The organism is Mycobacterium sp. (assembly GCF_049281135.1).
Classification (GTDB): Bacteria; Actinomycetota; Actinomycetes; order Mycobacteriales; family Mycobacteriaceae; genus Mycobacterium.
Genome location: NZ_JBAPRN010000653.1, coordinates 1 through 22,997 on the forward strand (window position 1 = coordinate 1; position 22,997 = coordinate 22,997).

Annotated in this window: 23 protein-coding genes and 1 pseudogene; 9 read left to right on the plus strand and 15 right to left on the minus strand. The window is 65.3% G+C overall.

All coding sequences use genetic code 11. From position 1 onward, the window contains the following. The coding region (locus tag WAN02_RS26015) for an HNH endonuclease signature motif containing protein (RefSeq protein WP_422267818.1) at positions 1 to 1,305 on the minus strand (1,305 nt) is incomplete at its 3' end. Positions 1,306 to 1,392: 87 nt separating this feature from the next. Between WAN02_RS26015 and WAN02_RS26020 the strand changes: the two genes are divergently transcribed. Next, positions 1,393 to 2,658 (plus strand): adenylate/guanylate cyclase domain-containing protein, encoded by a 1,266-nt coding sequence (locus WAN02_RS26020; protein WP_422267820.1) that lies wholly within the window; start codon positions 1,393 to 1,395, stop codon positions 2,656 to 2,658. Positions 2,659 to 2,670: 12 nt separating this feature from the next. On the opposite strand, the gene WAN02_RS26025 is transcribed toward WAN02_RS26020, so the two are convergent. From WAN02_RS26025 to WAN02_RS26055, 7 genes are all read right to left on the minus strand, one after another. Then, positions 2,671 to 3,087 carry a hypothetical protein gene (locus WAN02_RS26025; protein WP_422267822.1) on the minus strand — a complete coding sequence of 139 codons (417 nt, stop codon included), beginning with the start codon at positions 3,085 to 3,087 and terminating at the stop codon, positions 2,671 to 2,673. After that, positions 3,084 to 4,013, minus strand: coding sequence for a metallophosphoesterase family protein (locus WAN02_RS26030; protein ID WP_422267824.1), 930 nt, complete (start codon positions 4,011 to 4,013; stop codon positions 3,084 to 3,086). The genes WAN02_RS26025 and WAN02_RS26030 overlap by 4 nt, the downstream gene beginning before the upstream one ends. Next, complete coding sequence (locus tag WAN02_RS26035) at positions 4,010 to 4,336, minus strand: cupredoxin domain-containing protein (RefSeq protein WP_422267856.1); 327 nt, start codon at positions 4,334 to 4,336, stop codon at positions 4,010 to 4,012. Before WAN02_RS26035 ends, WAN02_RS26030 begins: the two co-directional genes overlap by 4 nt. A 207-nt stretch (positions 4,337 to 4,543) precedes the next feature. Continuing rightward, entirely contained in the window at positions 4,544 to 5,245 is a 702-nt protein-coding gene (locus WAN02_RS26040) for a Rieske (2Fe-2S) protein (protein ID WP_422267826.1), read from the minus strand. Next, the gene (locus WAN02_RS26045; protein WP_422267828.1) at positions 5,242 to 5,781 is read right to left on the minus strand and encodes an RNA polymerase sigma factor; all 540 of its coding nucleotides are present in this window, start codon (positions 5,779 to 5,781) and stop codon (positions 5,242 to 5,244) included. Before WAN02_RS26045 ends, WAN02_RS26040 begins: the two co-directional genes overlap by 4 nt. Positions 5,782 to 5,870: 89 nt before the next feature. Continuing rightward, positions 5,871 to 6,992, minus strand: coding sequence for a tetratricopeptide repeat protein (locus tag WAN02_RS26050; RefSeq protein ID WP_422267829.1), 1,122 nt, complete (start codon positions 6,990 to 6,992; stop codon positions 5,871 to 5,873). Positions 6,993 to 7,175: 183 nt separating this feature from the next. Then, positions 7,176 to 7,475 carry a PE family protein gene (locus WAN02_RS26055; protein ID WP_422267831.1) on the minus strand — a complete coding sequence of 100 codons (300 nt, stop codon included), beginning with the start codon at positions 7,473 to 7,475 and terminating at the stop codon, positions 7,176 to 7,178. A gap of 648 nt (positions 7,476 to 8,123) precedes the next feature. Between WAN02_RS26055 and WAN02_RS26060 the strand changes: the two genes are divergently transcribed. The 3 genes and pseudogenes from WAN02_RS26060 to WAN02_RS26070 all read left to right on the plus strand — a co-directional run. Then, on the plus strand, positions 8,124 to 9,458 hold the full coding sequence (locus WAN02_RS26060; RefSeq protein WP_422267833.1) for a PPE family protein: 1,335 nt from the start codon (positions 8,124 to 8,126) through the stop codon (positions 9,456 to 9,458). A gap of 11 nt (positions 9,459 to 9,469) precedes the next feature. Then, the gene (locus WAN02_RS26065; protein WP_422267835.1) at positions 9,470 to 10,885 is read left to right on the plus strand and encodes a PPE family protein; all 1,416 of its coding nucleotides are present in this window, start codon (positions 9,470 to 9,472) and stop codon (positions 10,883 to 10,885) included. A gap of 9 nt (positions 10,886 to 10,894) precedes the next feature. Continuing rightward, a pseudogene (locus WAN02_RS26070) lies at positions 10,895 to 11,218 on the plus strand (DUF732 domain-containing protein); the annotation flags it as partial. Positions 11,219 to 11,336: 118 nt separating this feature from the next. Here the strand turns inward: WAN02_RS26070 and WAN02_RS26075 are convergent. Then, a complete protein-coding gene (locus tag WAN02_RS26075) occupies positions 11,337 to 11,924 on the minus strand; it encodes an SAM-dependent methyltransferase (RefSeq protein WP_422267858.1) in 588 nt (195 codons plus the stop codon). 44 nt (positions 11,925 to 11,968) lie between these two features. Here WAN02_RS26075 and WAN02_RS26080 point away from each other — a divergent pair, with 44 nt between their 5' ends. The 3 genes from WAN02_RS26080 to mmsB are packed head-to-tail and all read left to right on the plus strand — an operon-like array spanning position 11,969 to position 15,560. Beyond that, complete coding sequence (locus WAN02_RS26080; protein ID WP_422267837.1) at positions 11,969 to 13,489, plus strand: CoA-acylating methylmalonate-semialdehyde dehydrogenase; 1,521 nt, start codon at positions 11,969 to 11,971, stop codon at positions 13,487 to 13,489. A gap of 14 nt (positions 13,490 to 13,503) precedes the next feature. Beyond that, positions 13,504 to 14,664 carry an acyl-CoA dehydrogenase family protein gene (locus WAN02_RS26085; RefSeq protein WP_422267860.1) on the plus strand — a complete coding sequence of 387 codons (1,161 nt, stop codon included), beginning with the start codon at positions 13,504 to 13,506 and terminating at the stop codon, positions 14,662 to 14,664. Between the two features lie 14 nt (positions 14,665 to 14,678). After that, positions 14,679 to 15,560, plus strand: coding sequence for a 3-hydroxyisobutyrate dehydrogenase (gene mmsB / locus WAN02_RS26090; RefSeq protein ID WP_422267839.1), 882 nt, complete (start codon positions 14,679 to 14,681; stop codon positions 15,558 to 15,560). On the opposite strand, the gene WAN02_RS26095 is transcribed toward mmsB, so the two are convergent. Beyond that, positions 15,557 to 16,069 carry a haloacid dehalogenase gene (locus tag WAN02_RS26095; RefSeq protein ID WP_422267841.1) on the minus strand — a complete coding sequence of 171 codons (513 nt, stop codon included), beginning with the start codon at positions 16,067 to 16,069 and terminating at the stop codon, positions 15,557 to 15,559. The two genes, mmsB and WAN02_RS26095, sit on opposite strands and share 4 nt — an antisense overlap. A gap of 81 nt (positions 16,070 to 16,150) precedes the next feature. Here WAN02_RS26095 and WAN02_RS26100 point away from each other — a divergent pair, with 81 nt between their 5' ends. Both WAN02_RS26100 and WAN02_RS26105 read left to right on the plus strand, forming a co-directional pair. Continuing rightward, entirely contained in the window at positions 16,151 to 16,807 is a 657-nt protein-coding gene (locus WAN02_RS26100) for a response regulator (protein WP_422267843.1), read from the plus strand. Then, positions 16,804 to 18,036, plus strand: a complete 1,233-nt coding sequence (locus tag WAN02_RS26105; RefSeq protein WP_422267845.1) for a GAF domain-containing protein — start codon at positions 16,804 to 16,806, stop codon at positions 18,034 to 18,036. Before WAN02_RS26100 ends, WAN02_RS26105 begins: the two co-directional genes overlap by 4 nt. Here WAN02_RS26105 and WAN02_RS26110 read toward each other — a convergent pair. From WAN02_RS26110 to WAN02_RS26130, 5 genes are all read right to left on the minus strand, one after another. Then, positions 18,033 to 18,551, minus strand: a complete 519-nt coding sequence (locus WAN02_RS26110; RefSeq protein WP_422267847.1) for a MarR family winged helix-turn-helix transcriptional regulator — start codon at positions 18,549 to 18,551, stop codon at positions 18,033 to 18,035. The genes WAN02_RS26105 and WAN02_RS26110 overlap by 4 nt on opposite strands. A 45-nt stretch (positions 18,552 to 18,596) precedes the next feature. Then, complete coding sequence (locus WAN02_RS26115) at positions 18,597 to 19,640, minus strand: aminotransferase class I/II-fold pyridoxal phosphate-dependent enzyme (RefSeq protein ID WP_422267849.1); 1,044 nt, start codon at positions 19,638 to 19,640, stop codon at positions 18,597 to 18,599. After that, positions 19,640 to 20,662, minus strand: a complete 1,023-nt coding sequence (locus tag WAN02_RS26120; RefSeq protein WP_422267851.1) for a 3-oxoacyl-ACP synthase III family protein — start codon at positions 20,660 to 20,662, stop codon at positions 19,640 to 19,642. Before WAN02_RS26120 ends, WAN02_RS26115 begins: the two co-directional genes overlap by 1 nt. Next, a complete protein-coding gene (locus tag WAN02_RS26125) occupies positions 20,659 to 21,324 on the minus strand; it encodes an SRPBCC family protein (RefSeq protein ID WP_422267853.1) in 666 nt (221 codons plus the stop codon). Before WAN02_RS26125 ends, WAN02_RS26120 begins: the two co-directional genes overlap by 4 nt. Continuing rightward, positions 21,305 to 22,997 (minus strand): thiamine pyrophosphate-binding protein (locus WAN02_RS26130; RefSeq protein ID WP_422267854.1); only part of this gene is annotated, 1,693 nt, incomplete at its 5' end. The genes WAN02_RS26125 and WAN02_RS26130, both read right to left, overlap by 20 nt.

Below are 22,997 nucleotides of genomic sequence, written 5' to 3' on the forward strand. Positions count from 1 at the left end.
GTTCTGGGCGCGGGTACGTCGACGCGTGGGCATCATCGCGGCACGGTCAGCACACCGCGGCCGGTCAGGAACCGGCTCTAGCACCTCGGTGGGTACGCAAAGACTGGGGAACAAGAAGGCGCTGCCCGGGGCAGTCACATACGTCTGCCCGGATGGTGAGGTCCAGATGACAGTGCCGTCGGGCAGTTGCTGGTCGTGCCAACCCCAGAACGTTTTCATCAAATGATGAAGGCGGCAAAGGCATTTGAGGTTAGACGCGTGCGTCTGACCCCCATCGCCGTAGGGGATCGTATGGTCGAGATCGCAGCGCACCGCGGGCTTGTCGCAGCCGGGGAACCGGCAGGTCAAGTCGCGGCAACGGGCAAAATCCGCAAGGGCCCGCGACGGCGTGTAGCCGCGCTCCGGCAGCGCATCGGCGGGATGGACCAAGGGACGAAGTTTGGCCGACTTGGCCAGGTCGGCGATCAACTCTGAGGGAATCAGCGCGTCGGATCCGATCATCGAGCCATGCGTCTGCGCAGTGCCATCCAGGCTGGCCTGATCGGCGATCACGTGGATCACCACCGGACTCGGCATTGGCGTGGCCGCAGCCGGGCAGCAGGGCTGGCCACAGCGACAGCTCAGCCGATCGGCCCCGACCGCCATGGCTCCCAGAGCATCGGCGCGGCGCTGGTTGCGGGTGCGCGGATCCTCGGCACACACCGTGGCGGCAATGGCGTCCAGTCGGGCATCGACCGCGTGGGCGTCGGTGGTGACCAGCCGGCCGAATATCTCGGTCAAGCCATCGGCGTCGCCCCAGATCGACACCTCGCGATCGCTGCGGCGTTCACGCCGACGACGCACCGCATCACGATCGGCGCGGGCCACCACCCGATCCACGTAACCGCCCAGCCGGCCCCGCGTGATCCCCGGCCACCGCGCAACCTTGACCGCCAACTCAGCATCGACCGCCGCCAGTACCTCAGCATCGGTGATCAGATCGGTGCGATAGACGATCGTCTGAAACGTCCGATAGTCAATATCGCCGGCCCGCAACAACTCGCCCACCCTGGGCAGCCGCAACCGCATCGCCCGCGAATACTCCAGATAGCTGGCGGCCAATCCGTGGGTGATCCCCAACCCCGCAGCCACCTCCGCGGTGATCGCCTCCAGCGTGTCGGTCCACCACGTCTCGCGCTCGCCGACCTGCCGTAACCACAACACATCGAGCTCACCGATGACGGCCAGGCGCTCGCCTGCTGCCCGATTCTCCGTGCGCACCGCGGCACGCAACCGCTCCATCACCGACGATGCATCCTCGAACATACGTTCGATAATGCCATGCCAGTCCGACAAGTGTGGGGCTCGCCATGTCCAGTACAGCACCTGGAGTGTTGAGTAGAGTCACGTCAAATGTCGAGCACCGCCGACGCCGGGCCCGGTCGCCCAGGACGCCGCGCGCAGGCCGGTTGCGAGGTAGCCCGCAATCGCCACTACGACCGGGCCGTTGCGCAACGCCAGCGGTTGCTCAGTCTGGTCGCCGTGATCGGGGCCTCCGTCACGGCGGGCTTCGGCGTCATGCAACTGATCTTCAGTGACAGCTTCGGGTACATCGGGTTTATCAACCTTGGCACTGTCGCCCTCTATGCGGCCATCCCATCGTTGTATCGATTCGGTGAGCTGGTCGCGCCACTCGCTTTGATCATGGTGGCCTATCTGTCCATGACCTTCGTGTGCTGGCATCTAGGCACCGGCACCGGTGTTGAGTTCTACTTTCTGATCGCGGCCGTAGCAGCTGTCATGGTGATCGGTATCGAGCACATCGGGCTCGCCATCGCAGCGGCTGCCATCGGCGTAAGCCTGGTTATCACACTGGAATTCAGCGTCCCGCGTGACACCGGCGCTGAGCCACCATGGTTCGTCACAGTGGGATTCATCGGCAATACCATCGGGGCCGGCGTGCTGGCAGTCGCGATGGTCTGGTACGGGCTGCGCCAGATCGCCAGCGCCGAGGCCGCGATGGAACAGGAATACAAGCGCTCCGAAGCACTGCTGGCCAACATCCTGCCGGCCAGCATCGCCGAACGGCTCAAGGACCGGTCGAATTCGGTCATCGCCGACAAATACGATGACGCCTCAATCCTTTTCGCAGATATCGCGGGCTACACCGAGCGGGCCAGCGACACCTCGCCGGAGGAGTTGGTCGCATTCCTCGACGACCTCTACACGAGCCTGGATGCGCTGGTAAGCCGACACGGCTTGGAGAAGGTGAAGACCAGCGGTGACGCGTACATGGTGGTCAGCGGCGTCCCACAACCACGTCCGGACCACCTCGAAGCACTGGCCGACCTCGCCCTCGACATCGCGGACGCCGTTGCCGGACTGACTGATTCGCGCGGGCGCGCTGTACCGCTGCGGATCGGCATGTCGAGCGGACCTGTGGTAGCCGGCGTGGTCGGGTCGCAGCGCTTCTTCTACGACGTGTGGGGCGACGCCGTCAATGTCGCGTCCCGGATGGAGTCCACTGTTGCCGTTGGACGTATTCAAGTGCCGCAACTGGCTTACGAACGACTTCGCGATCACTTTGTCTTCGAGGAACGCGGCGACGTCGAGGTGAAGGGCAAAGGCATCATGCATACCTGGTATCTGGTCGGCCGAAACGGTGGCCAACCAGACTGATCGCCAAAGGTTTCATCGGCGCAGACTCTCTCGCGTGGGGCTCGCCTCGGCTGCGGAAGGTATGGCGCGCGCCCGTCGGTGGCCGATCACAGAGATCGCCCACAGCCCGACGACCACCAGTTCAGCGACCACGCTGATCGCCGCGTGTGGCGACGGCTCCCATCCTGTTTCGGAGAAACCGAAGAGGCCGACGGTGCGCGACAACGCAAATGCGCCCAGTGCGCCGCCGGCCAGCGCGGCGGCGGCCCATTGAAGCCACGATGGTCCGCCGATCACAATCAGCAGGGCCAGAGCGAACGAGACGCTGGCCTGCACCACGAACGCAGTGCCGATCGTCGGGATGTGATGGTAGCCATGGATATACAGATACGCGTGGCTGATCCCGCTGACCGCCAAAGCGACAGCCAAGGCCAATCTGGTCACAATCATTGCAGCACCTTTTCTTTCAACGCGAGAGTGCTCTGGCCCCGGGTGTAGCTGACCTCACGGATGCCCAGCGCGTCATGCAATTTGCCAGCCGGCAGGGTGACCGGCTTTGGCGCTGGACCATCACCGGGGTGAGGCAGTGGATAGGCGGTGGTTGTTCCGCTGTGGAATGTCACGTTGCCTTCCGTCTTGGAAAACAGTTGATGGACATGGCCGTTGAGGCAGGTGACCGACGAGAATCGACGCAGGTAGCTCAGCGCTTGGGCGGCGTCGTCGGTGCCCCAGCCCCAGTCCGGATACATGGCGAACAGCGGGATGTGGCTGAACACAATGATCGGCGTGTCACTGGGCAGCCCAGCGACGTCTTTGGCGACGAATTCGAGCTGGTCAACACCAAGGTGCCCAAGCTTTTTCAGATTCAACGTGTTGACCAACGCGATCACATGCACGCCGGCGACGTCGAAGCTGTACCAGCCGTCGCCGCGGGTTCCGGCGCCGAACGCGCTGCGGTACTTCTGGCCGCCGTCGTCGACCGAGTCGTGTTCACCGGGAACAGTGAACACGTGCGGGGTGCGCAGCCCGGTCATCATTTGCTTGACCTGATCGAACTGGCCAGGCGTGGCCAGATGGGTGAGGTCCCCGGTGTGGATAACGAAATCCGGTGTGTAACCGAGGTTGTTGATCTGATTGATCGCCTGGTTGAAGGAGCCCGCGACGTTCGGATTGGCTTTTCCAAGAAACCCGATGTGGCTGTCGCTGACTTGAGCGAATCGCAGAGTCGGCCGGCTCGAACTGCGTGCGGCATCGGCGGTGCCGGCGGCGTGGGAGATGACTTCGCCGCCGACCACCGCTAAGCCGACGGCAGCGCCGAACCATGCGCTGTGCCGGATCAACTGGCGACGGTTCATCGTGTGCGGATCGTCGGTCATGGCGTCACCACCACGGTCGCGTGCATGTACGGGTGGATCGAGCAGACATAGTCGAACGTGCCGGCCTTGGCGAAGGTGTAGGAAAACGTTGCCTGCGAACCCATTCCAGGTGAATGGAACGATCCGTCGTTGGCGACGACAGTGTGTGGTTCCTCGTCTTTGTTGGTCCAGGTCACTGTGCTACCCGCGCGGACGGTCAGCGTCGCAGGAGCGAACGCGAAGTTGTCGATGCTGACGGCATCGCCGGCCACCGGCGCGGCCGGTCCCGCCGTCGCGGCGCTGGTACCCGCCGGCATGTTCGGCATCGGCGCCATCCCGCTCATCCCCGGCATTCCAGGGGTGGTCGCCGCCGACCCGAATGTCACCGAAGGCGTCGTCGTCGCCGACTGGTGGGACGAGCATCCGGCCACCACCAGCAGCCCCACCAACACAGCACGCGCGCCCCAAGGTCGTGCGGGCATAGCGATACACCTCCATCTTCGGCGGAAAAGTACACGTCGCCAATAGATAGGGCGGCGGGTTACACGTCGTTAGGCCGGCTTGCTCGGCGGCGCCGGAACGAACACCTCGATGCCGCCGTTTTGTTCGCGGACCATCAACGTGGGCAACGGTTTCGGAGCTATCGGCAATTGATGCGTCAGCACCTGGCCGGCGGGCGCGAACGACGTCGAGTGGCACGGGCAGCGCAGCCGGTCGTCGGGCGCGTCGAACCACAGTCGGCAACCCTGGTGCGTGCACACCCCCGAGACGGCTTCGGCCTTGCCGTCGACACGACGCACGAATCCGATGACCGAACCGACATCGAAGGGCCGCATGACCCCGTCGGTCACGTCTGCGCTGGCCGCGACCCGCATCCAGCGTCCGGTAGTCGGCGTGAGCTCGCGGGACCCACTGTCGGCGCCGTCGGCCACCTGGGCACCATCGATCAACGCGCGATCGATAGATACCGCCGCCACCGCGGCCGCCGCGGCGGCCGATGTGCCGACGAGGACATTCCTGCGGGTCGCAGTCGACTTCGACACCGGCTGTCCGGTACCTGCCTGTTGCCCGGCGAGACGACGATGCAGATCGGTGAGGAACTCCTGTCGTGGAGCATCACTGCCCAGCCGCGCCGCCTGCAGTTCGATGGCCGTCCGAATTTGCGCGGCTTCGAAGTCGTCGGGCCGGAACGGCTTTGGGCGGCGGCCACGCAGCAGGTCGTCGATGTACCTGCGTAATGCGCGCGCGTTCATGATTCGCCCTTTTCGTTGACCTGTGCGGCCAGCCGCAATGCCCGATGCTGAAGCACCTTGGCATTGGCGACCGTAACCCCGAGTTCGGCGGCCGACTCCTTGATCGAACGCCCTTGCAGGAAACGTAGTTCCAAGATCCGCCGGTAATTGTCCGGCAACTGCTCGAGTACGCCGGCCACCCGCTGCGGTGCGGTGCTGATCGCCTGCTCACTCTCGGGCGGCTGCTCGATATCGTCGATCGAGGTGATCTCCCGACCCAGGGTCTCGCGCCAGTGCGCGGCCAAGACCGTTCGGGCGGTGGCACGTAGGTAGCCGCGAACCTCACCGACGCTGGCGGTCAGCCGCAGCGGCCGCAACGCCGCCAGGAAGACCTCGGCGGTGAGATCCTCGGCGTCGGCCCGGTTGCCGACTCGCGCATAGATAGTGCGATACACCCAGGTGGCGTTGTCCTGGTAGACCGCCTCCCAGTCCGGGTAGCCGTCGCCGGACACCAACCGCAAGGGTCGCGGGCCGACGGGATCGCCGTGTGCCGTCACATATCGCCTGCCTGTTTCTCCAGGGCTGCTCCACTGGAATCTTGCCTGACAGTGGGTTATAGCGTCTCGGGTTACATGTGATAGCTGAATTACCCCTTGTTGCGGCGAAACAGGAAGGTCAGGCTTCGCCGCCGGTTGGCGAATCCGGGCGCAAACTTGAAGTCGTCAGTCCGATGAAAGAGGTGGCCTTCGAACAGGACGGCCCGGTTCGCGCGATGCGGGATGACCTGCGACTGGGCGTTGTGCTCGTCGAGGTATTTCCGCACTCGATCGCCGCCGGAGTTGTAGTCGTTGTAGCTCCAGTCGCTCGGTGCCGCCTTGTCCCAAATGACGAGACCCCCGCCATTCGGGTCGAGGTTCGCCGAATCGGGGGTGATCCATAAGTTCAACGAGAAATCGGCGTCATCACCGTGGATGTCGGTTCCCGGCAGTTTGGTGTCGTACACGAACGCCCACCACTGCGCTAATTGATACCCGTCGAACGCCTCGCCGAGTGCTGCCGAAAACTCTTCTGCGATAGCGAACAGTGAGGTGCTGGCGAATCCGTTCTGCGGAAAGGCGCCTACATAGCCGAACTTATACGGGTGACGCCAGACGGTTGATTCCAGGCAGAACTTTCGCAGTTGGTCTAACGCTTCCGGCGTCAGGAAGTTGTCGATGACCTGTACCTTCTGACCGGTCGCGATGGCCTGTTGGATCGGCCGATAGTCGACGCTCGTGTTCACATATCGGGGCAACCGCTCCTCTGAAACCTTCACATACGGAGGGATGGCGACAATCCGGCTAGCTTCCCCCTGCAGAGGCACCCACGGCGCTTCCCCGTTGGCCCCGTCGATCAGGTCTACGAGTTGGCCGCGAAACTGGCTGAATTTCTCAGTCAAGTCTCCGGCGGACGCCTGCTGATCGCGATTGCTGCTGAGTATGTGCTCGAGTTGTTCAACATTGTGCAAGGCAAAATGCGCGGGAATCGCATATTGATCCGGCGGTGCAGCACGCTGTTCGTGGGTGAGGGCGGCAACAGCTTCGAAGTCCGACAACGCCGAGGCGTAGTCCTTCAACGCCACGTTCACCTTCGCAAGCAGGTCTCTGGCCGGTGCGGCCGAGGGTTCCCTTTGCACCGCGAGCGAGGCGTAGTGGAGTGCTTTGTCGTGTTCTCCGAGTTCGAGATACACAGCAGCGAGCTTCAACACTTCCTGAAGAGAACCGCTCACGTCGACGACTTTCGCGAGGACATCCACGGCTGAGGCGGAGCTTCCGCCCTGTGTCAGACCTTCAGGCACTTATCTCTTCCTGTCTGTCGACCTCCGAGGCACCTTTCGCTCTCGGAGCCTACGTGGACAGAAAAATGTCGGCCGGACACCACGACGGTGCCCGGCCGACAGAGAGTCGTTGGTTTAGCCCGCGGATGCGGCGTTGGCGGCTTCGGTGGCCGCGTACGACCCGGCGCTGGTGCCCAGCGTGTTCACGAACTGCTCGTGGATCGCTGCGGCCTGTGCGGCGACGGCCTGGTACAGCTGCGCGTGCGCGGCGAACTGCGCGGCGGTCAGGGCCGAGACCTCGTCAGCCGCAGCGGGAACCACTCCGGTCGTCGGGCCCGCCGCCGCGGCGTTCTGGGCGCTGAACGATGAGCCGATACCGCCCAGGGCAGTTGCGGCCGTACTCAGCGCTTCGGGCTGCGTGGTGACGAATGACATGTGTATGTCTCCTCGAGGGCGGACTCCGCAACTGGACGCGGAGGGACTGAACTATTGGCTTGTGCGTCGACTGTAGGTCCAGCCCGACTCATCAATCTTACGGGCGTGCCGGCTCCGGATGCCGTATCTGCAGGTGAACCCTTACGGATTACCGCGTCGGCGACCACCCAAAACCTGCTGCGGCGTGCTGAAACGCCGCTCGATCCAGAACGCATCGGGGTCTGCCGAACCCAGCGGTCGCCGGTAAGAATCTCCTCGCACATAAACGCTGCCGTCCGTTCACGCCGCGGTCCGGAATTTTGGATGCGCAGATTTTTATTCGCGGCTACCGATCGTTCACCCACCGCGACGGGCTTCACGACCATCTCCCGACAGGTGATCTTGCCAGGTAAACCCTGGTTTTGGCATCGCGCTCATCGAGCCGCCAGGCGGCGGCCGCGGCACCCCACGACCGACGTCGGCGCCGTTTCGACGGGGCTTGGTTTCGCGAAGGCTGGCTAATCTTCGGTGCAGGGAAAATCAGGCAGCTGCCAGGCAATTCGCACTTAATTGCCTGAGCTGAAGGACGCCCCTGAACGCTTTTTGCCGCCGCTCAGCGCTGGACAAACGCTGGGCATTCGGGACACACAGCCGGAGCGAGGGACACGGATGGTTTTCGATTTCGGAGCGCTGCCACCGGAGATCAACTCCGGTCGGATCTACGCAGGGCCAGGCTCGGCGCCACTTTTGGCCGCCGCGACGGCCTGGGACGCGTTAGCGAGTGAGCTGCAGACCACGGCGGCGTCGTATGGATCCACGATCGGCGAGCTGACCAGCAGCTGGCAGGGACCGTCTTCGCAGGCTGCGGCCAGTGCGGCGGCGCCCTACACCGAGTGGCTGAGCAACACCGCCGCGCAGGCCGAACAGACGGCCTCCCAGGCTCAGGCGGCTGCGGCGGCCTACGAGGCTGCCTTCGCTGCCAGCATCCCCCCGCCGGTGATCGCGGCCAATCGGACGCTACTGGCCGCGCTGGTCGCAACCAATTTTCTGGGCCAGAACACCCCGGCGATCGCCGCGACCGAGGCGACGTACGCCGAGTTCTGGGCTCAGGACGCGGGTGCTATGTACGCATACTCAGGGGCGGCGAGCGCCGCAAGTCAGCTGCCACCGTTCACAGATGCGCCGGCCACCACCAACGACAGCGGGCAGGCCACTCAGGCGGCCAGCACAGCCCAGTCGGCTGCCGCCTCGACCGCAGATTCGACCACCGACGGCCTCTCCGCGTTCTTGACTCAGCTGAACACCGAACTGACAAACTTCGGCACCGAGCTCGGAACCCTGAACACGCAGCTCACGTCGCTGCTACCGCAATCGAGCACAACCCTGGCGCAGCTGCTGGCGAGTTTGGGCTTGCCCCCGTCGGTGACGAACGGCATCACGCTGTTCAACCAGGCGCTCACTTCGGGCGCCAACACCCTGAGCACATGGGCTGCCGGCCCGTGGACCCCGCTCGGATTCGGGAGCTTGCTCAAGAACTGGTGGCAGGTCTCAATCTCTATCCCGAGCCTCGGTACGGGTATCCAGGGCATCGGCCCGCTGCTCCACCCGACGCCTGTCACCGGGGCACTGTCGCCGCTGTTGCACAGTGGGCTCCTGAGCGGTTCCTATGGCGGCGCAAGCAATGTCGGAACGCTGGCATCGGCCGGCCGCGCGGGCACCATCGGTGCTCTCTCGGTTCCCCAGAACTGGGCGGCGGCGACACCCGCGGTCCGCACTGTTGCTGCCGAGATGGAAGCGTCCGCGGTCGACGCCGCTCCCGAGATGGGGCTGGCTCAGCCCGGAATGTTCGGCCAGACCGCGCTGTCCAGCCTGGCCGGTCGCGCCATCGGCGGCACCGCCACTCGCGCCGCGGTGGGTCAGGGTTACCGCGTGCCCGGCGCGGTGGCGGCCGACGAGATCGCCACCACCGCCACGATCATCGTGATCCCGCCGAGCGCGGAATAGGAGAAGCAGGAATGGTTTTCGATTTCGCAGCGCAACCACCGGAACTCATCTCCGCCAAGATCTACTCCGGGCCGGGCGCGGAGTCGTTGCAGTCCGCGGCGGCGGCCTGGGACGCCCTGGCCGGCGAGTTGCAGTCGACCGCCGCCCAGTTCCAGTCGACGATTGCGGGCCTGGTCGGTGGCGACTGGACCGGCCCGTCGGCGGAGGCGGCAGCAACAGCCGCCGCGCCGTACGTGTCGTGGCTGTCAACGACGGCAGGCCAGGCCGAGCAGACCGCAAGTCAGGCCCGTGCCGCGGCCAGTGCCTACGAGACCGCGTTGGCGGCCACCGTCCCGCCGGCCGAGATCGCGGCGAACCGCACCCAGCTGCTGCAACTGTTGCCGGCCAACATCTTCGGTCAGTACAACACGGCGATCGCGGCCCTCGAGACCGAGTACGCCCAGTTCTGGGCTCAGGACGTCGCCGCCATCACCGGGTACGCGGGATCATCGCAATCCGCGACCACCGGGTTGGGCTCGTTCACCGAGGCTCCGCCTACGACCAATGACAGCGGCGCGACCACTCAGGCGGCCGCAACCGCCCAGGCGGCCGCGACAGCACCGACCAATTCTCTGGAATCGATCCTCGAGCAGGCCGAGGCCACCGCTACCAACTTCCTCAACCAGGTCACCGCGGTGAACGCTGATTACACCAAGTTGGTCACCAACGCGCTCGGCACCATACCCGGCGGGTCGACGCTGGCCACGACATGGACGAACATGTACTCGTTCATCTCCGGCGCCGGTAGCCAGGCCACGTGGACCAACGTGGTCAACAGCACGACCGGTATGGGCATTTCGCAGTGGAAGAACTTCTTCATCTACCAGCCCTGGAGCCACGGGATCGGGCTGGGCTCGCTCAACGCTGGACTGTCCTCGCCCGGGCACGCCGCGGGTCTGGGCGGCCTAGGAGCGCGTTCGGCGACGGCGGCTCTGGGCAGCGCGCAGACGGTGGGCAAGTTGTCGGTGCCGCCCAGCTGGGCCGGCGCCACCCCGGCGATCCAGCTTGCCGCTACGTCGTTGCCGGACGGGGCTTTTGCCGCGACGGCAGCTCCGACGATGGAGGTCCCGCTGAGCGCGCTCAACCAGGCCAGCTTGGGCAGCTTGGCCGGTGGCGCGCTGGGCAGCCCGGCTTCCCGCGTCGTCAGCTCGACGGGCGTGCGGGCCAAGGTGACCGTACCGGCGCGGTCGAAGGGACCGGTCCCCCTCGACAAAGTCATCGCGAAGTTGCAGGAGTCGCCGGACGAGGTGCAGCACTGGAACGTCGACGAGGCGGGACTCGACGACCTGGTCGCCAAGCTGTCGACCAAACCAGGCATTCACGCCGTGCATCTGACCGACGGCAAGGCGACCGCTGCGGTCGCGAAGGCCGCCACCGAAACAGGATAAGGAGGATCGATGAAATCGCTATTCGCCATCCTTGGCGTATCCCTGGGCTTGGTGTTTGCCGTGCCGGGACATGCCGAGCCTGGCCTCGACGAGCCGTCCAACGACGAGAACAACGGTTCTTTCATTGCTGACCTGCAGAAGGTAGGAATCGGCTTTTCCGACCCAGCCCAGGCTGTCAGCGCGGGCCAGGCCGTGTGCGGCTGCCTTCACAACGGCATGGGCGGCCTGCACCTGATCCAGCACCTGCAGGAGAGCAACCCAGCCCTCACCGAAAGCGGCGCCGCTCAATTCGCGACGATCTCGGCGAAGGCGTACTGCCCGAAGCAACTCGAGGAAGAACACTCGCCTGGCCATAAGTACCTGAAGGGCAACGCCCCAGGTAAAGGCACCGGAGACCAGGAGACAACCGTGCCGAAAGGCGGCGGCGAAGGCGGTGGCGGCGGATAACGCCTCAGGCCTTGACTGCCTCGACAAAATAGCCGCGGGGTGCGTTGGGTACATCAGCCGGAACCGGCGGGTGCGCCCAACGTTTCCATTTGTTGCCCGGTACGGCCATGTCGGTGACGGTGGCTGACCAGCCGTGGTTTTCAACAAGGGCGGCCGGTGTGTCACTGCTGAAAACCCATGGCGCGCCCAGCCTTTGCATGAACTCGATAGTGTTCTGCAGGAACGGTGCTTCGCGCAGTGCCTTGCCGACGACGTCGTACAGCAGCACCGAGCCGGGCGCCGATAACGCATTTACGCGCGTGAACAGCCGGTCGACATCGGGGGCTTCGATGTACTGCAACAGCCCCTCAATCGTCCAGATCGTCGGTGCCGAGGAGTTGAATCCCTGCGACTGAAGCATTTTCGGCCAGTCGTCAGCGAGGTCGACGCCAACCGGCACGCGTTGGCAGTGCGGCCGCACCCCGGCCAGCCGCACTTCCTTGATCGCGATCACCTGCGGCTGGTCGACCTCGTAGACGGTGACGCCGTCTGGCCAGGGCAGCCGGTCGCCGACCTGCGCAGCTTGCCACCACGCCGCTGCATTTACTAGGATGTCCTAGTAAACCCATCTGCTTCTTTTCTATGTCCGAGGACACCATGACCACACAGATTCCCCATTTCATCGACGGACGCCGGAGCAACCTCGCATCGACTCGGACCGCCGACGTACTCAACCCCAGCACGGGCGCGGTGCAGGCACAGGTCCTGCTGGCTTCCGCCGCCGATGTCGACACCGCGGTCGCCACCGCCAAGGAGGCGCAGAAAGAGTGGGCGGCGTTCAACCCGCAACGCCGCGCCCGGGTCATGATGAAGTTCGTCGAGCTGGTCAACGCCAATGTCGAAGAGCTCGCCGAGTTGCTGAGCATCGAACACGGCAAGACCGTGGCCGACAGTAAGGGCGACATCCAGCGCGGTATCGAGGTCATCGAGTTCTGCGTCGGCATCCCGCATCTGCTCAAGGGTGAGTTCACCGAGGGCGCCGGAACGGGCATCGACGTCTACTCCGTCCGCCAACCACTCGGCGTGGTCGCCGGTATCACCCCGTTCAACTTCCCGGCGATGATCCCGCTGTGGAAGGCCGGTCCCGCGCTGGCATGCGGAAATGCCTTCATTCTCAAGCCTTCTGAGCGTGACCCGTCGGTGCCGGTGCGGCTGGCCGAACTGTTCCTCGAGGCCGGCCTACCTGCGGGTGTGTTCCAGGTGGTCCAGGGTGACAAGGAAGCCGTCGACGCGATCCTGCACCACCCCGACGTCCAAGCCGTCGGCTTCGTCGGCAGCTCCGACATCGCCCAGTACATCTACGAGACCTCGGCCGCCAATGGCAAGCGGTCACAGTGCTTCGGCGGCGCCAAGAACCACATGATCATCCTTCCCGACGCCGACCTTGACCAGGCGGTCGACGCGCTGATCGGCGCCGGCTACGGTAGCGCCGGTGAGCGCTGCATGGCGATCAGTGTCGCGGTGCCAGTTGGCGAGGAGACGGCAAACCGGTTGCGCAACAGGCTCGTTGAGCGCATCAACGGGCTACGCGTCGGACACAGCCTCGACCCGAAGGCCGACTACGGCCCGCTGGTCACCGAAGCCGCGCTCACGCGGGTGCGCGACTACATCGGCCAGGGCGTCGAGGCGGGCGCCGACTTGGTGGTCGACGGCCGCGAGCGCACCACCGACGAGTTGACCTTCGACGACAACAGCCTGGACAAGGGCTTCTTCATCGGGCCCACTCTGTTCGACAACGTCACCACCGACATGTCGATCTACACCGACGAGATCTTCGGCCCGGTGCTGTGCATCGTGCGCGCCCACGACTACGAAGACGCGTTGCGGTTGCCCTCCGAGCACGAATACGGCAACGGCGTGGCGATTTTCACCCGCGACGGTGACGCCGCCCGCGACTTCGTCTCGCGCGTGCAGGTGGGCATGGTCGGCGTCAACGTGCCGATCCCGGTGCCGGTGGCCTACCACACGTTCGGCGGCTGGAAGCGGTCCGGCTTCGGCGATCTCAACCAGCACGGCCCCGCGTCGATCCAGTTCTACACCAAGGTCAAGACCGTCACCGAGCGCTGGCCGTCGGGCATCAAAGACGGAGCCGAATTCACCATCCCGACGATGAAGTAGCCCTGGTGACGCAATTGTTCGGCCTCGACGACGACGAACGGGTCATCACCGAGACGGCGGCCGCGTTCGCCGCCAAGAAGCTTGCCCCGTATGCGTTGGAATGGGATGCCGCTCAGCACTTCCCGGTCGACGAGCTACGGGAGGCGGCGAGCCTCGGAATGGCGGCCATCTACTGCCGCGACGACGTGGGCGGCAGCGCGCTGCGCCGGCTGGACGGGGTTCGCATCTTCGAGCAACTCGCGACGGCCTGCCCCACGATCTCCGCGTTTCTGTCGATCCACAACATGTGCGCCTGGATGATCGACGCGTTCGGCACGGACGAGCAACGCAAGGGCTGGGTGCCGCGGCTGGCCTCGATGGACGCGATCGCCAGCTACTGCCTGACCGAACCCGGTGCCGGCTCAGACGCCGGCGCGCTGAGCGCCAAGGCGGTCAAGCAGAACGGCGACTATGTGCTCGACGGCGTCAAGCAGTTCATCTCCGGCGCCGGCACCTCGGACGTGTACGTGGTGATGGCCAGAACGGGGTCGAGCGGGCCGCGTGGCATATCGGCGTTCATCGTCGAAAAGGGGACCACGGGCCTGAGTTTCGGTGCGCACGAAGAGAAAATGGGCTGGAACGCGCAGCCGACCGCTCAGGTTGTGCTCGACGGGGTGCGGGTGCCGGCCGACGCGATGCTCGGCGGCGTTGACGGCGAGGGCGGCGGCTTTGGGATCGCGATGAACGGCCTCAACGGCGGCCGGATCAACATCGCGGCGTGTTCCTTGGGCGGCGCGCAGGCCGCGTACAACAAGGCCGCAACCTATGTCGCGCACCGCGAAGCGTTCGGGGCTCCCCTGCTCGACGAGCCCACCATCCGGTTCACCTTGGCCGACATGGCCACCTCGCTGGAGACCTCGCGACTGATGTTGTGGCGGGCGGCCGCGGCACTCGACAGCGACGACGACGACAAAGTCGAGCTGTGCGCGATGGCCAAACGGTATGTGACCGATGCGTGTTTCGATGTCGCCGACAAGGCGCTGCAGTTGCATGGCGGCTACGGCTATCTTCGCGAGTACGGTCTGGAGAAGATCGTGCGCGATCTCAGGGTGCACCGCATCCTGGAGGGAACCAACGAAATCATGCGGGTGGTCATCGGCCGGGCCGAAGCCGCCCGGGTCCGCGCCAGCGCCTAGGAGGGCCAGAGCAGATGACAGATTCCTTCAAGGTCGCGTTTTTGGGGCTCGGTCACATGGGCGGTCCCATGTCGAAGAATCTGATCGACGCCGGCCACACCGTACGGGGCTTCGACCCGGTGTCGGTGGCCGCTGAAACCGCTGCCGGCTACGGGGTCGTGGTGTTGGACAGCGGCGCGGATGCGGTCGCCGGGGCTGACGTCGTCATCACGATGCTTCCGCACGGCGAGGCGGTCAAACGCTGCTACGCCGAGATTCTGCCGGCAGCCGGTGAAGGCGCGTTATTCATCGACAGCTCAACCATTTCCGTCGACGACGCCCGCGAAGTCCACGCGTTGGCGGGTTCGCACGGCGTGGCCCAGCTCGACGCGCCGGTCTCCGGCGGGGTCAAAGGCGCTGTCGCCGGCACGCTGGCGTTCATGGTCGGCGGCGAAGACGCGGCGCTGGACTTGGCCCGTCCGGTGCTGGAGCCGATGGCGGGCAAGATCATTCACTGCGGTGCGTCCGGCGCCGGCCAGGCCGCCAAGCTGTGCAACAACATGGTACTGGCCGTGCATCAGATCGCGATCGGCGAGGCATTCGTGCTGGCCGAAAAGCTCGGGCTGTCGGCGCAGTCGCTGTTCGACGTGATCACCGGCGCGACCGGAAACTGCTGGGCGGTGCAGACCAACTGCCCGGTGCCCGGCCCGGTGCCGACCTCGCCGGCCAACAACGACTTCAAACCCGGCTTCGCCACCGCGCTGATGAACAAAGATCTCGGGCTGGCGATGGATGCGGTCAACTCGACCGGCTCAACCGCGCCACTGGGCAGCCACGCCGCCGACATCTACGCGAAGTTCGCAACGGCCAACGCCGACAAGGACTTCAGCGCAATCATCGAAACGCTTCGGGGCTAGGCGGCCTGCCGGATCCACCAGCGTCGGTGCGCTTGCTGACAACTGGCCGCCGACAATTCTCTGTTGTCGACGAATACGGCAGGCAACCCCGCGGCGGCCGACGTGCGCAAGACGCAACCCGAACCGGTGACCGCCAGCGCGGCACGCGGCGTTATTCCAAGCTCCCACAACGCCAGCCGGTACAGCTCGCCGCTGCGAGCATGAGCCGTGTCGGGTTCGGCTAAGTCTTCGGTGGTCACGATCGTCTCAACCAGACCATCACCGAGAAGTTGCCGCACCTGCGTTTGCACCTCGGCCCGTGACCGGGTGCTCACCACGCACACCCAGATGCCCGCGACAAACAGGCTCATCACCGCATCGACGAGATCGGTCCAGGGGCCGTCATGTTCGACGTCGGGCAGTGCGGTGTCGGCGTCGAAGATCACCGCGCGCAGAACATCGGCTTCCGTCTGCGCTTCGCGGTCCCACCAAAAACTGCGGGCTTCACGAGTCTGACCCTTGGCTCGCACGCCCACAGGGTGCCCGAACCGGGGTTGCCCAGCCTCCCCCATTAGGGGGATTCACGTGACCAACTTGCATACTGTGGTGCCATGGCGGCCCCGGTACGACTTGTCCTCGTCGATGACCACGAGATGGTCATCGAAGGACTCAAGGCGATGCTGGCCGCGTTCAAGGACCGGGTGCAGGTGGTCGGCCAGGCCGTGGGCGCGGATCGCGCCGTCGAAGTCGTCGACGACCTGCAGCCCGACGTGGTGCTGTGTGATGTGCGCATGCAGGGCTCCAGCGGATTGGACTTGTGCAAGTCGCTGCGCGAGCGCGACGCACGCCGCAAAGTCGTGATGCTCTCGGTCTACGACGACGAGCAGTACCTGTATCAGGCGCTGCGGGTGGGCGCGAGCGGATACCTGTTGAAGAGCATCAACAGTGACGAGTTGGTGCGCCAGCTGGAATTGGCCCATCACGGCGACACCGTGATCGACCCGGGGATGGCGGCTCGCGCGGCCGACACCGCGGCCCGCATGCAGCGCGACGAATTCTGGCCCGGCGCCCGGCAGGGGCTGACGCAGCGTGAGAGCGAAATCCTGTCCTGCATGGTCAACGGGCTGTCCAACCGCGGGATCGCCACCAAGCTGGTGATCGGCGAGGAGACGGTGAAGAGTCATCTGCGCGCGATCTACCGCAAGCTCGGGGTGAACGACCGCACCGGCGCGGTAGCCACCGCGCTGCGCGAGGGCATCTACCAATGAGCACCGCACCCGACGACGGCGCCCACGGCTCGCACGGCGTGCGCGATCTCGTCGACACCGATCGGGAACTGGCGCTGCTGCGGGAGCTCATCCAGGCCGCCTCGACCGGGCCAGGTGTGGAGCCGCTGGCCGCCGCCGCCGCGCGGATGATCACCGCGGCCACCGGGGCCGACGTGTGTTTCGTGCACGTGCTCGACGACAGCGACCGCTCACTCACCCTCGCCGGTGCCACCCCGCCGTTCGACGCCTCCGTGGGAAAAATCCGACTGCCGTTGGGATCCGGCATTTCCGGCTGGGTCGCGCGGCATCGAGAGCCCGTCGTCATCACCCACGACAAGGAAGCCGACCCGCGGTATCTGCCGATCCAGTCACTGCGCGGACGCGACTTCACCTCAATGGTGTCGATGCCGATGGAAACCGATCCGGGCGGGCTGGTCGGGGTGCTCAACGTGCACACCGTCGCTCGCCGCGAATTCACCGAGGGCGACGTCGAATTGCTGCGCGTTATCGGCCGGCTGATCGCCGGGGCCATGCATCAGGCCCGGTTACACCGGCAGCTGGTGGTCAGGGAACGGGCCCACGAGCTTTTCGTGGAGCAGGTGATCGAGGCCCAGGAAATCGAACGTCGCCGCGTCGCGGGCGATATCCACGACGGCATCTCGCAGCGCCTGATCACGCTGTCTTACCGGCTCGACGCGGCGGCGCGCGCCGTCGGCGACGATCCCACCGAAGCTTCCAGTCAACTCGCCGAGGCCCGGGCGCTGGTCGGCTTGACGCTGGGCGAAGCCCGCGCGGCGATCAGCGGGCTGCGCCCACCGGTGCTCGACGATCTGGGTCTGGCGGGTGGGCTGGCCAGCCTCGCCCGGTCGATACCGGACTTGGACACGGAGCTCGAGCTGGCCGACGTCCGGTTGCCCGAGCACATCGAGATCGCGCTCTACCGGATCGCCCAAGAAGGCCTGCAGAACATCGTCAAGCACGCCAACGCCTCGGTTGCCCGGCTGCGCTTCGCGCTGGACGACGACACCGCTCGCCTCGAAATCGCGGACAATGGAATAGGTTTCGACACCTTCGAGAATCCGCTGGGTGGCGACGAGATGGGCGGCTACGGCGTGCTGTCGATGGCCGAGCGCGCGGAGTTGGTCGGCGGCCGGCTGAACATTCGATCGCGGCCGGGCTCCGGGACCACGGTCACCGCCACGATCCCGGTGCCGTCGGTGATCGACTAGAAGTCGCCGGCGTTCTGCCGCAGGGTCTCGATCGACGACGCCAGCGCCTGCGACTCAGCGTCGGATATCCCGATATCGGAGAACACCTGCTCGTTGAGCGTGACGGTGGCGTCCTCGACGGTCGAGCGGCCCAGGTCGGTGATCTGCACCAGCGTGGTTCGGCCGTCGGTCGGGTGCGGCACACGTTGGACCAGCTTGTTGGCCTCTAAGCGGCGAATAGCGTGCGTGACGCTGGTGACGTGCACCTGCAGCCGGTCGGAGGCCTTGGTGATCGGCAACGCCCCGCTGCGACTGAACGCCAGTAACCGCAACAACTCGAATCGAGAGAAGCTCAGATCGTAAGGGCGCAAGGCGGTTTCGACGCGGGCGAGCAGTATCTGGTGGGCCCGCATCACCGACGTGACCGCGACCATGCCTTCGGCGACGTCGCCCCACCCGGCACGTTCCCAGTTCGCCCGCGCGACCGCGATCGGATCGCGGTTGTCGGGTTTGCCGGGGTCACTGGATGCAGCCACGCCCTTTCATACCGCAGATCGGGCCGGGGCGCGGCCGTCCTCCGCCTACCTCAGGGACTTTTCCACCGCAGACAGCACCGCCGTCGTCGACGGCAGGTCGCCGACGGTAATCCGCGCACCGCCATCGGGGTAGCAGCGGACCTGCAGGCCGGCCTCGGCGAAGACCTCGTTCCAGGGTCGCCGCCCGCTCGGTAGGTAGACGAAGTTGGCGTGTGAATCCGTGCTGTAGACACCCATCGCCATCAGTCGTAGCCGCAGATGGTTGCGCTCCGAAGTGATTCGGCGAATGCGGCGCGAAAGCTGGTCTTCAGAGTCGTACGACGCGGCGACCGCAGCCACGCTGACGCTGCTCATGCCGAACGGCAACTGCATGGTCCACAGCCTGCCCGCCAACTCTGGCGCGGCGAATCCGTAGCCGATCCGTAAACCGGCTAGCCCATAGGCCTTGGAGAAGGTCCGCAGCACAACAATATTCGGGAAGCGCTGGACTAATTCCGGCCCATCGATCCGGTACCGGGAGGCGACGAATTCGACGTAGGCCTCGTCGAGCAGTACAACGGTGTCGCTGGGGATCTGGCTCAAGAACCATTCCACCGACCAGCTCGGCTCCAATGTTCCGGTCGGATTGTGCGGCCGGCACAGCACGACCACGCGCGCATCGGCCGCCGCCTCGGCCATCGCTGCCAAGTCCTGATAGCCGTACTTGTCGAGCGGGACGGTGACCGCGGTCAGCCGGGCCATCTCCGCAAATATCGGGTAGCCGTCGAATGTCGGCGTGCTCATGACAATCCGGTCACCGGGGCGGGTGACCGCGTGCAACACCTGCATCGCCACCCCCGATGCTCCCGTCCCGAGCACGACCTGGTCCTCGTCTACACCCACGCGGTCACCGATCATTCGCCGCAACTGGCCGGGCAGGAACTCCGGGTAACGATTCGCCACGTCTAGGCTGTGGGCCAACGCCGAACGCACCGCAGGCAGGGGTGGAAAGGGACTTTCGTTGAGCGACAAGGCGAGTGGGTCGACTGCCTGCGGTAGCGAGGACAGTATCTCGGCGGTCACCGAGGTGCCGTGCGCGGGTTCGGCCATCAGTTTCGACCTCCCCAGCGCACAGCGGCCGCACCGGCGAAGTCACCGGCGTGCGCGAAAGCAGACATCATGATCACGTCGCCGGCGTCGACTTGGCCCTCGGAGATTGCGCGATCCAGGTTGACCGGGATACCAGCACCAAACAGGTTGCCGCACTCGTCAAAAGTGTCGCGGTGGCGTTCCTCGGGCACCTCGAGCGCCTCGCGCCAATTGCGCAGGAACACCCGGTTGGGCTGGTTGGTGACCAGCAGGTCAATATCTCTGGGCTTGAGCCCGATTCGGTCACACACTGCGTACGCCACTTCGGGGACCTGACGGTTCCCGCGGGCCAGCACCTTGGCAATCTTGGTTTCGGTGAACCCGATGGACCCCTCGCCGGGCCCCGCCTCCCAGTACTTGCGGGGCGGATCCATGGCGATCGTCATGTCGCCGGCGTATTCGCCATATGTGCGGCATTCGATATCGAGAATCGGTGACTGGTCCGACAGTGTCACCAGGCCCACCGCCGCGCCGTCACCGGGAACCGCTGACTGCGCCTTGCGCCGTACTCCTGGTTGGTCGAAGACCTGCCCCGCCGTATTCTGTGCGATCGCGATCAGCGCGGTGTGCCCTTCACCCGATGCGAGCAGCCGACGGGCCACGTTGAGCGCCAACACGAACGCCGCACATCCGCCGTTGTGCAGATCAAGCACCCAGTTCGGTCGCATGCCGAGCCGGTGCGCCATTCCACCGCCGGCACCATAGAACGGCACGTCCGGCAACTGTGTGTGGCTGATCAAAATATCGACATTTTCGATGACATCGCGACCGTGTCGCTCGATCAATCCCTGCGCTGCACGTTCGACCATGTCGATCGCGGTCTCCTCCCGCCCAACGTGATGACGGAATGCGGGCGCGCGGAACATCAGATTGTCACGTAATTCGTCGGAGTCGGCGAACTGCGCGTAATAGTCCGCGCCGATCGGCTCGCCAGGCAGGTAGCTGGCGACGTCGATCAGGCTGACGTCGGGTTGCGTGGTCATCTCATCCACTCCGGGGTGATCGAAAGGCCGTGGCGGTGGCGATATTCGGCGATGCTCTTGAGGTTGTTAAGTTCCAGCGCGTGGCCGGGTGCGAACAAATCCCAGAAGTCGCCGACCCAGCCGGTACGCTCCGCCGGTGCGGCCTCGGGATAAGGGTTTTCGTCATAGAACGGATGATGGCAATTCGTCCACATCACAACAGAACCCGGCTTGTCCAGCACCACCTTGGCGTCGAGGACGCGCATCAGGTAGATCATCCAGAGATGCCTGCCCTGATCCCACGCACAGTGATAGTCGACGGTGCGCGCCTGCGAGTTGGCGAAGGTGCGGGTGTAGATCGTGGTGTCGGGCAGCAGCTTGTCGTAAGCCAGCCAGAGTCCGGGTTCATCGGACGGGGTGAAGCCACGCAGGGTGTAGGTCCACTCCTCGAGGCTTCGGGTGTCTGACAGATATTCGAAAAGTTCGTCGGGCGGGCAGTCCACGTAGTCGTTGACGGTGCAGTACTGCCCGAACACCTCGTTGTGCGGATATGCCGACCGCATCTGCGTGAAGAAATTTGCGGCCGTCTCCTCCAACGGCGTGGTCTCGATCCGAACGACGCCCGGGATCGGCTCGGTAGTGCCGGTGTGGGCGGCGATATCGTCAAGCGCTGGCTGCGACATGGGCGTGATCCTCCTGTAGTGAAACATGTTGTTTAGTAGAGCGATTGGCTGCAGCGGCACCGAGGAATGGTGCAAAGGGCGGGATTTCGTCGGCGGCGCATTCCACGCTGATCACCGCCGGACCGTCGATGTTCAATGAGGCGCTCACTGCGGAGGCCAGCCCCGTGGTGTCGCTGACGTCTACCGACGACAGCTTGGGGAACATCGCGGCCAGACCCGCCCCGAGATTGCTGGGCGAAAACCGGTTGTAGCTATAGAAGTCGTTGTAGTAGAGCTGCTCTCGGGTCACGCACATGGCATGGGCGTTGTTGTTGAGCAACACGAAGGTCACCGGAAGCCGGTAATGCACTGCGGTGTGCACCTCCATGCCGTGCATGTAGAACGCGCCGTCCCCGGCGATCACCACCACTCGACCGCCGGCGCCTCGAGTCTTTCTGCGGGCGAACGCCATTCCGATACCGGCACCGAAGCTGTAACCCATGCCGCCCATACCCAGGGCGACTGCGAACCGTCCCCTGCGCCGCACCGGCAGATAGTGAATGGCCGCCGCGCCGGTGTTACCGGCATCCACGACGATGTCGACCCCGGCGGGCAGTAGGTCATCCAGCTCCGCCATCGCGTCGCGATAGCGCACGCCCGGGCCGTCGAAGGCCGGCGGGGTGAGCTCGGTGTGCGCGATTGCGTCGGGCACCCGAACGCCGGTGGGCCGTCCCGCGCCGACGAGTGCGTCGGTCAGCACCCGCAGCGACATCCGTAGGTCGTCGGTGTGGACGTGGGTGCACGCGAAGTATGGCGGCGCCGATCCGATGGAGATCGTCGGCACTGAGGCCAGCGCATCGTCCAGACCGGCTCGCGCGGTCACCGACAACCGGGTGCCCACCACCAGGCACAGCCCGCTACCGGCCACCGCGTCGGCCACACCGGGGTGGCCCATGACACCGGTCACACCCAGCGCCGACGACGAACCGAAGCCTGGTGTTCCCGCGACGTCCTTGGCGTCGGGTGCACATGCCACTCGTGCGCGTAACACCGCCCGAAGCGAGGCCAGCTCGGCACGCGCGTCGTCGCGGGCCACTTGCTCGCCGGCAATGATCGTGACCGGCCCGGTCACCCGCCGCAAGGCGCGCACAATCGGATGCGGATTACCAACTATCCGTGGCTGATCGGCATCCGGCGAGCACGCCTGGTCAATAGTGGATTGCTGAATGTCTTTGGGCAGCAACAGCACTGCCGGGCCGCCCGTTTTTGCTGCGGCGATGGCCGCCGGCAGCGCGGAGACGATGTCCGCGGCGCTGGTTACCCGCCTGCAGAACACCGATATTTGCGAGAACAATGCCTCGGCGTTCAGCGATCCGTTCAGTCCGCTGGTGTCCTGGAAGCTGCCCAATCCATCCATCGTGGTCGCCGGTTGGCCAACCAGCGCCAAAACAGGGATCCGGCTGGTGAACGATTCACCCAGGGCTGGAACAAGATTCAGCGCGCCCCCGCCGGAGGTCGCGGCGACTACGCCCAGGCCGGCGCCGCTGCGACTGTAACCATCGGCCATCGTCGCAGCGGAAAACTCGTGCTTGGCCAGCACGGCTGTGATGTCCGGTCGGAAATATGCTGCGTCGTAGAGGTCCTCGATGTTGGCGCCGTCGACGCCGAAGATGTACTCAACTCCGGTCCTCGCA

What these genes read in the sequence shown, in the direction of transcription:
- WAN02_RS26020 (WP_422267820.1), top strand. Translation starts at nt 1,393, where the DNA reads ATGTCGAGCACCGCCGACGCCGGGCCCGGTCGCCCAGGACGCCGCGCG.
- WAN02_RS26025 (WP_422267822.1), bottom strand. Translation starts at nt 3,087, where the DNA reads ATGATTGTGACCAGATTGGCCTTGGCTGTCGCTTTGGCGGTCAGCGGG.
- WAN02_RS26030 (WP_422267824.1), bottom strand. Translation starts at nt 4,013, where the DNA reads ATGACCGACGATCCGCACACGATGAACCGTCGCCAGTTGATCCGGCAC.
- WAN02_RS26035 (WP_422267856.1), bottom strand. Translation starts at nt 4,336, where the DNA reads ATGAGCGGGATGGCGCCGATGCCGAACATGCCGGCGGGTACCAGCGCC.
- WAN02_RS26040 (WP_422267826.1), bottom strand. Translation starts at nt 5,245, where the DNA reads ATGAACGCGCGCGCATTACGCAGGTACATCGACGACCTGCTGCGTGGC.
- WAN02_RS26055 (WP_422267831.1), bottom strand. Translation starts at nt 7,475, where the DNA reads ATGTCATTCGTCACCACGCAGCCCGAAGCGCTGAGTACGGCCGCAACT.
- WAN02_RS26060 (WP_422267833.1), top strand. Translation starts at nt 8,124, where the DNA reads ATGGTTTTCGATTTCGGAGCGCTGCCACCGGAGATCAACTCCGGTCGG.
- WAN02_RS26065 (WP_422267835.1), top strand. Translation starts at nt 9,470, where the DNA reads ATGGTTTTCGATTTCGCAGCGCAACCACCGGAACTCATCTCCGCCAAG.
- WAN02_RS26080 (WP_422267837.1), top strand. Translation starts at nt 11,969, where the DNA reads ATGACCACACAGATTCCCCATTTCATCGACGGACGCCGGAGCAACCTC.
- mmsB (WP_422267839.1), top strand. Translation starts at nt 14,679, where the DNA reads ATGACAGATTCCTTCAAGGTCGCGTTTTTGGGGCTCGGTCACATGGGC.
- WAN02_RS26100 (WP_422267843.1), top strand. Translation starts at nt 16,151, where the DNA reads ATGGCGGCCCCGGTACGACTTGTCCTCGTCGATGACCACGAGATGGTC.
- WAN02_RS26105 (WP_422267845.1), top strand. Translation starts at nt 16,804, where the DNA reads ATGAGCACCGCACCCGACGACGGCGCCCACGGCTCGCACGGCGTGCGC.
- WAN02_RS26115 (WP_422267849.1), bottom strand. Translation starts at nt 19,640, where the DNA reads ATGGCCGAACCCGCGCACGGCACCTCGGTGACCGCCGAGATACTGTCC.
- WAN02_RS26120 (WP_422267851.1), bottom strand. Translation starts at nt 20,662, where the DNA reads ATGACCACGCAACCCGACGTCAGCCTGATCGACGTCGCCAGCTACCTG.
- WAN02_RS26125 (WP_422267853.1), bottom strand. Translation starts at nt 21,324, where the DNA reads ATGTCGCAGCCAGCGCTTGACGATATCGCCGCCCACACCGGCACTACC.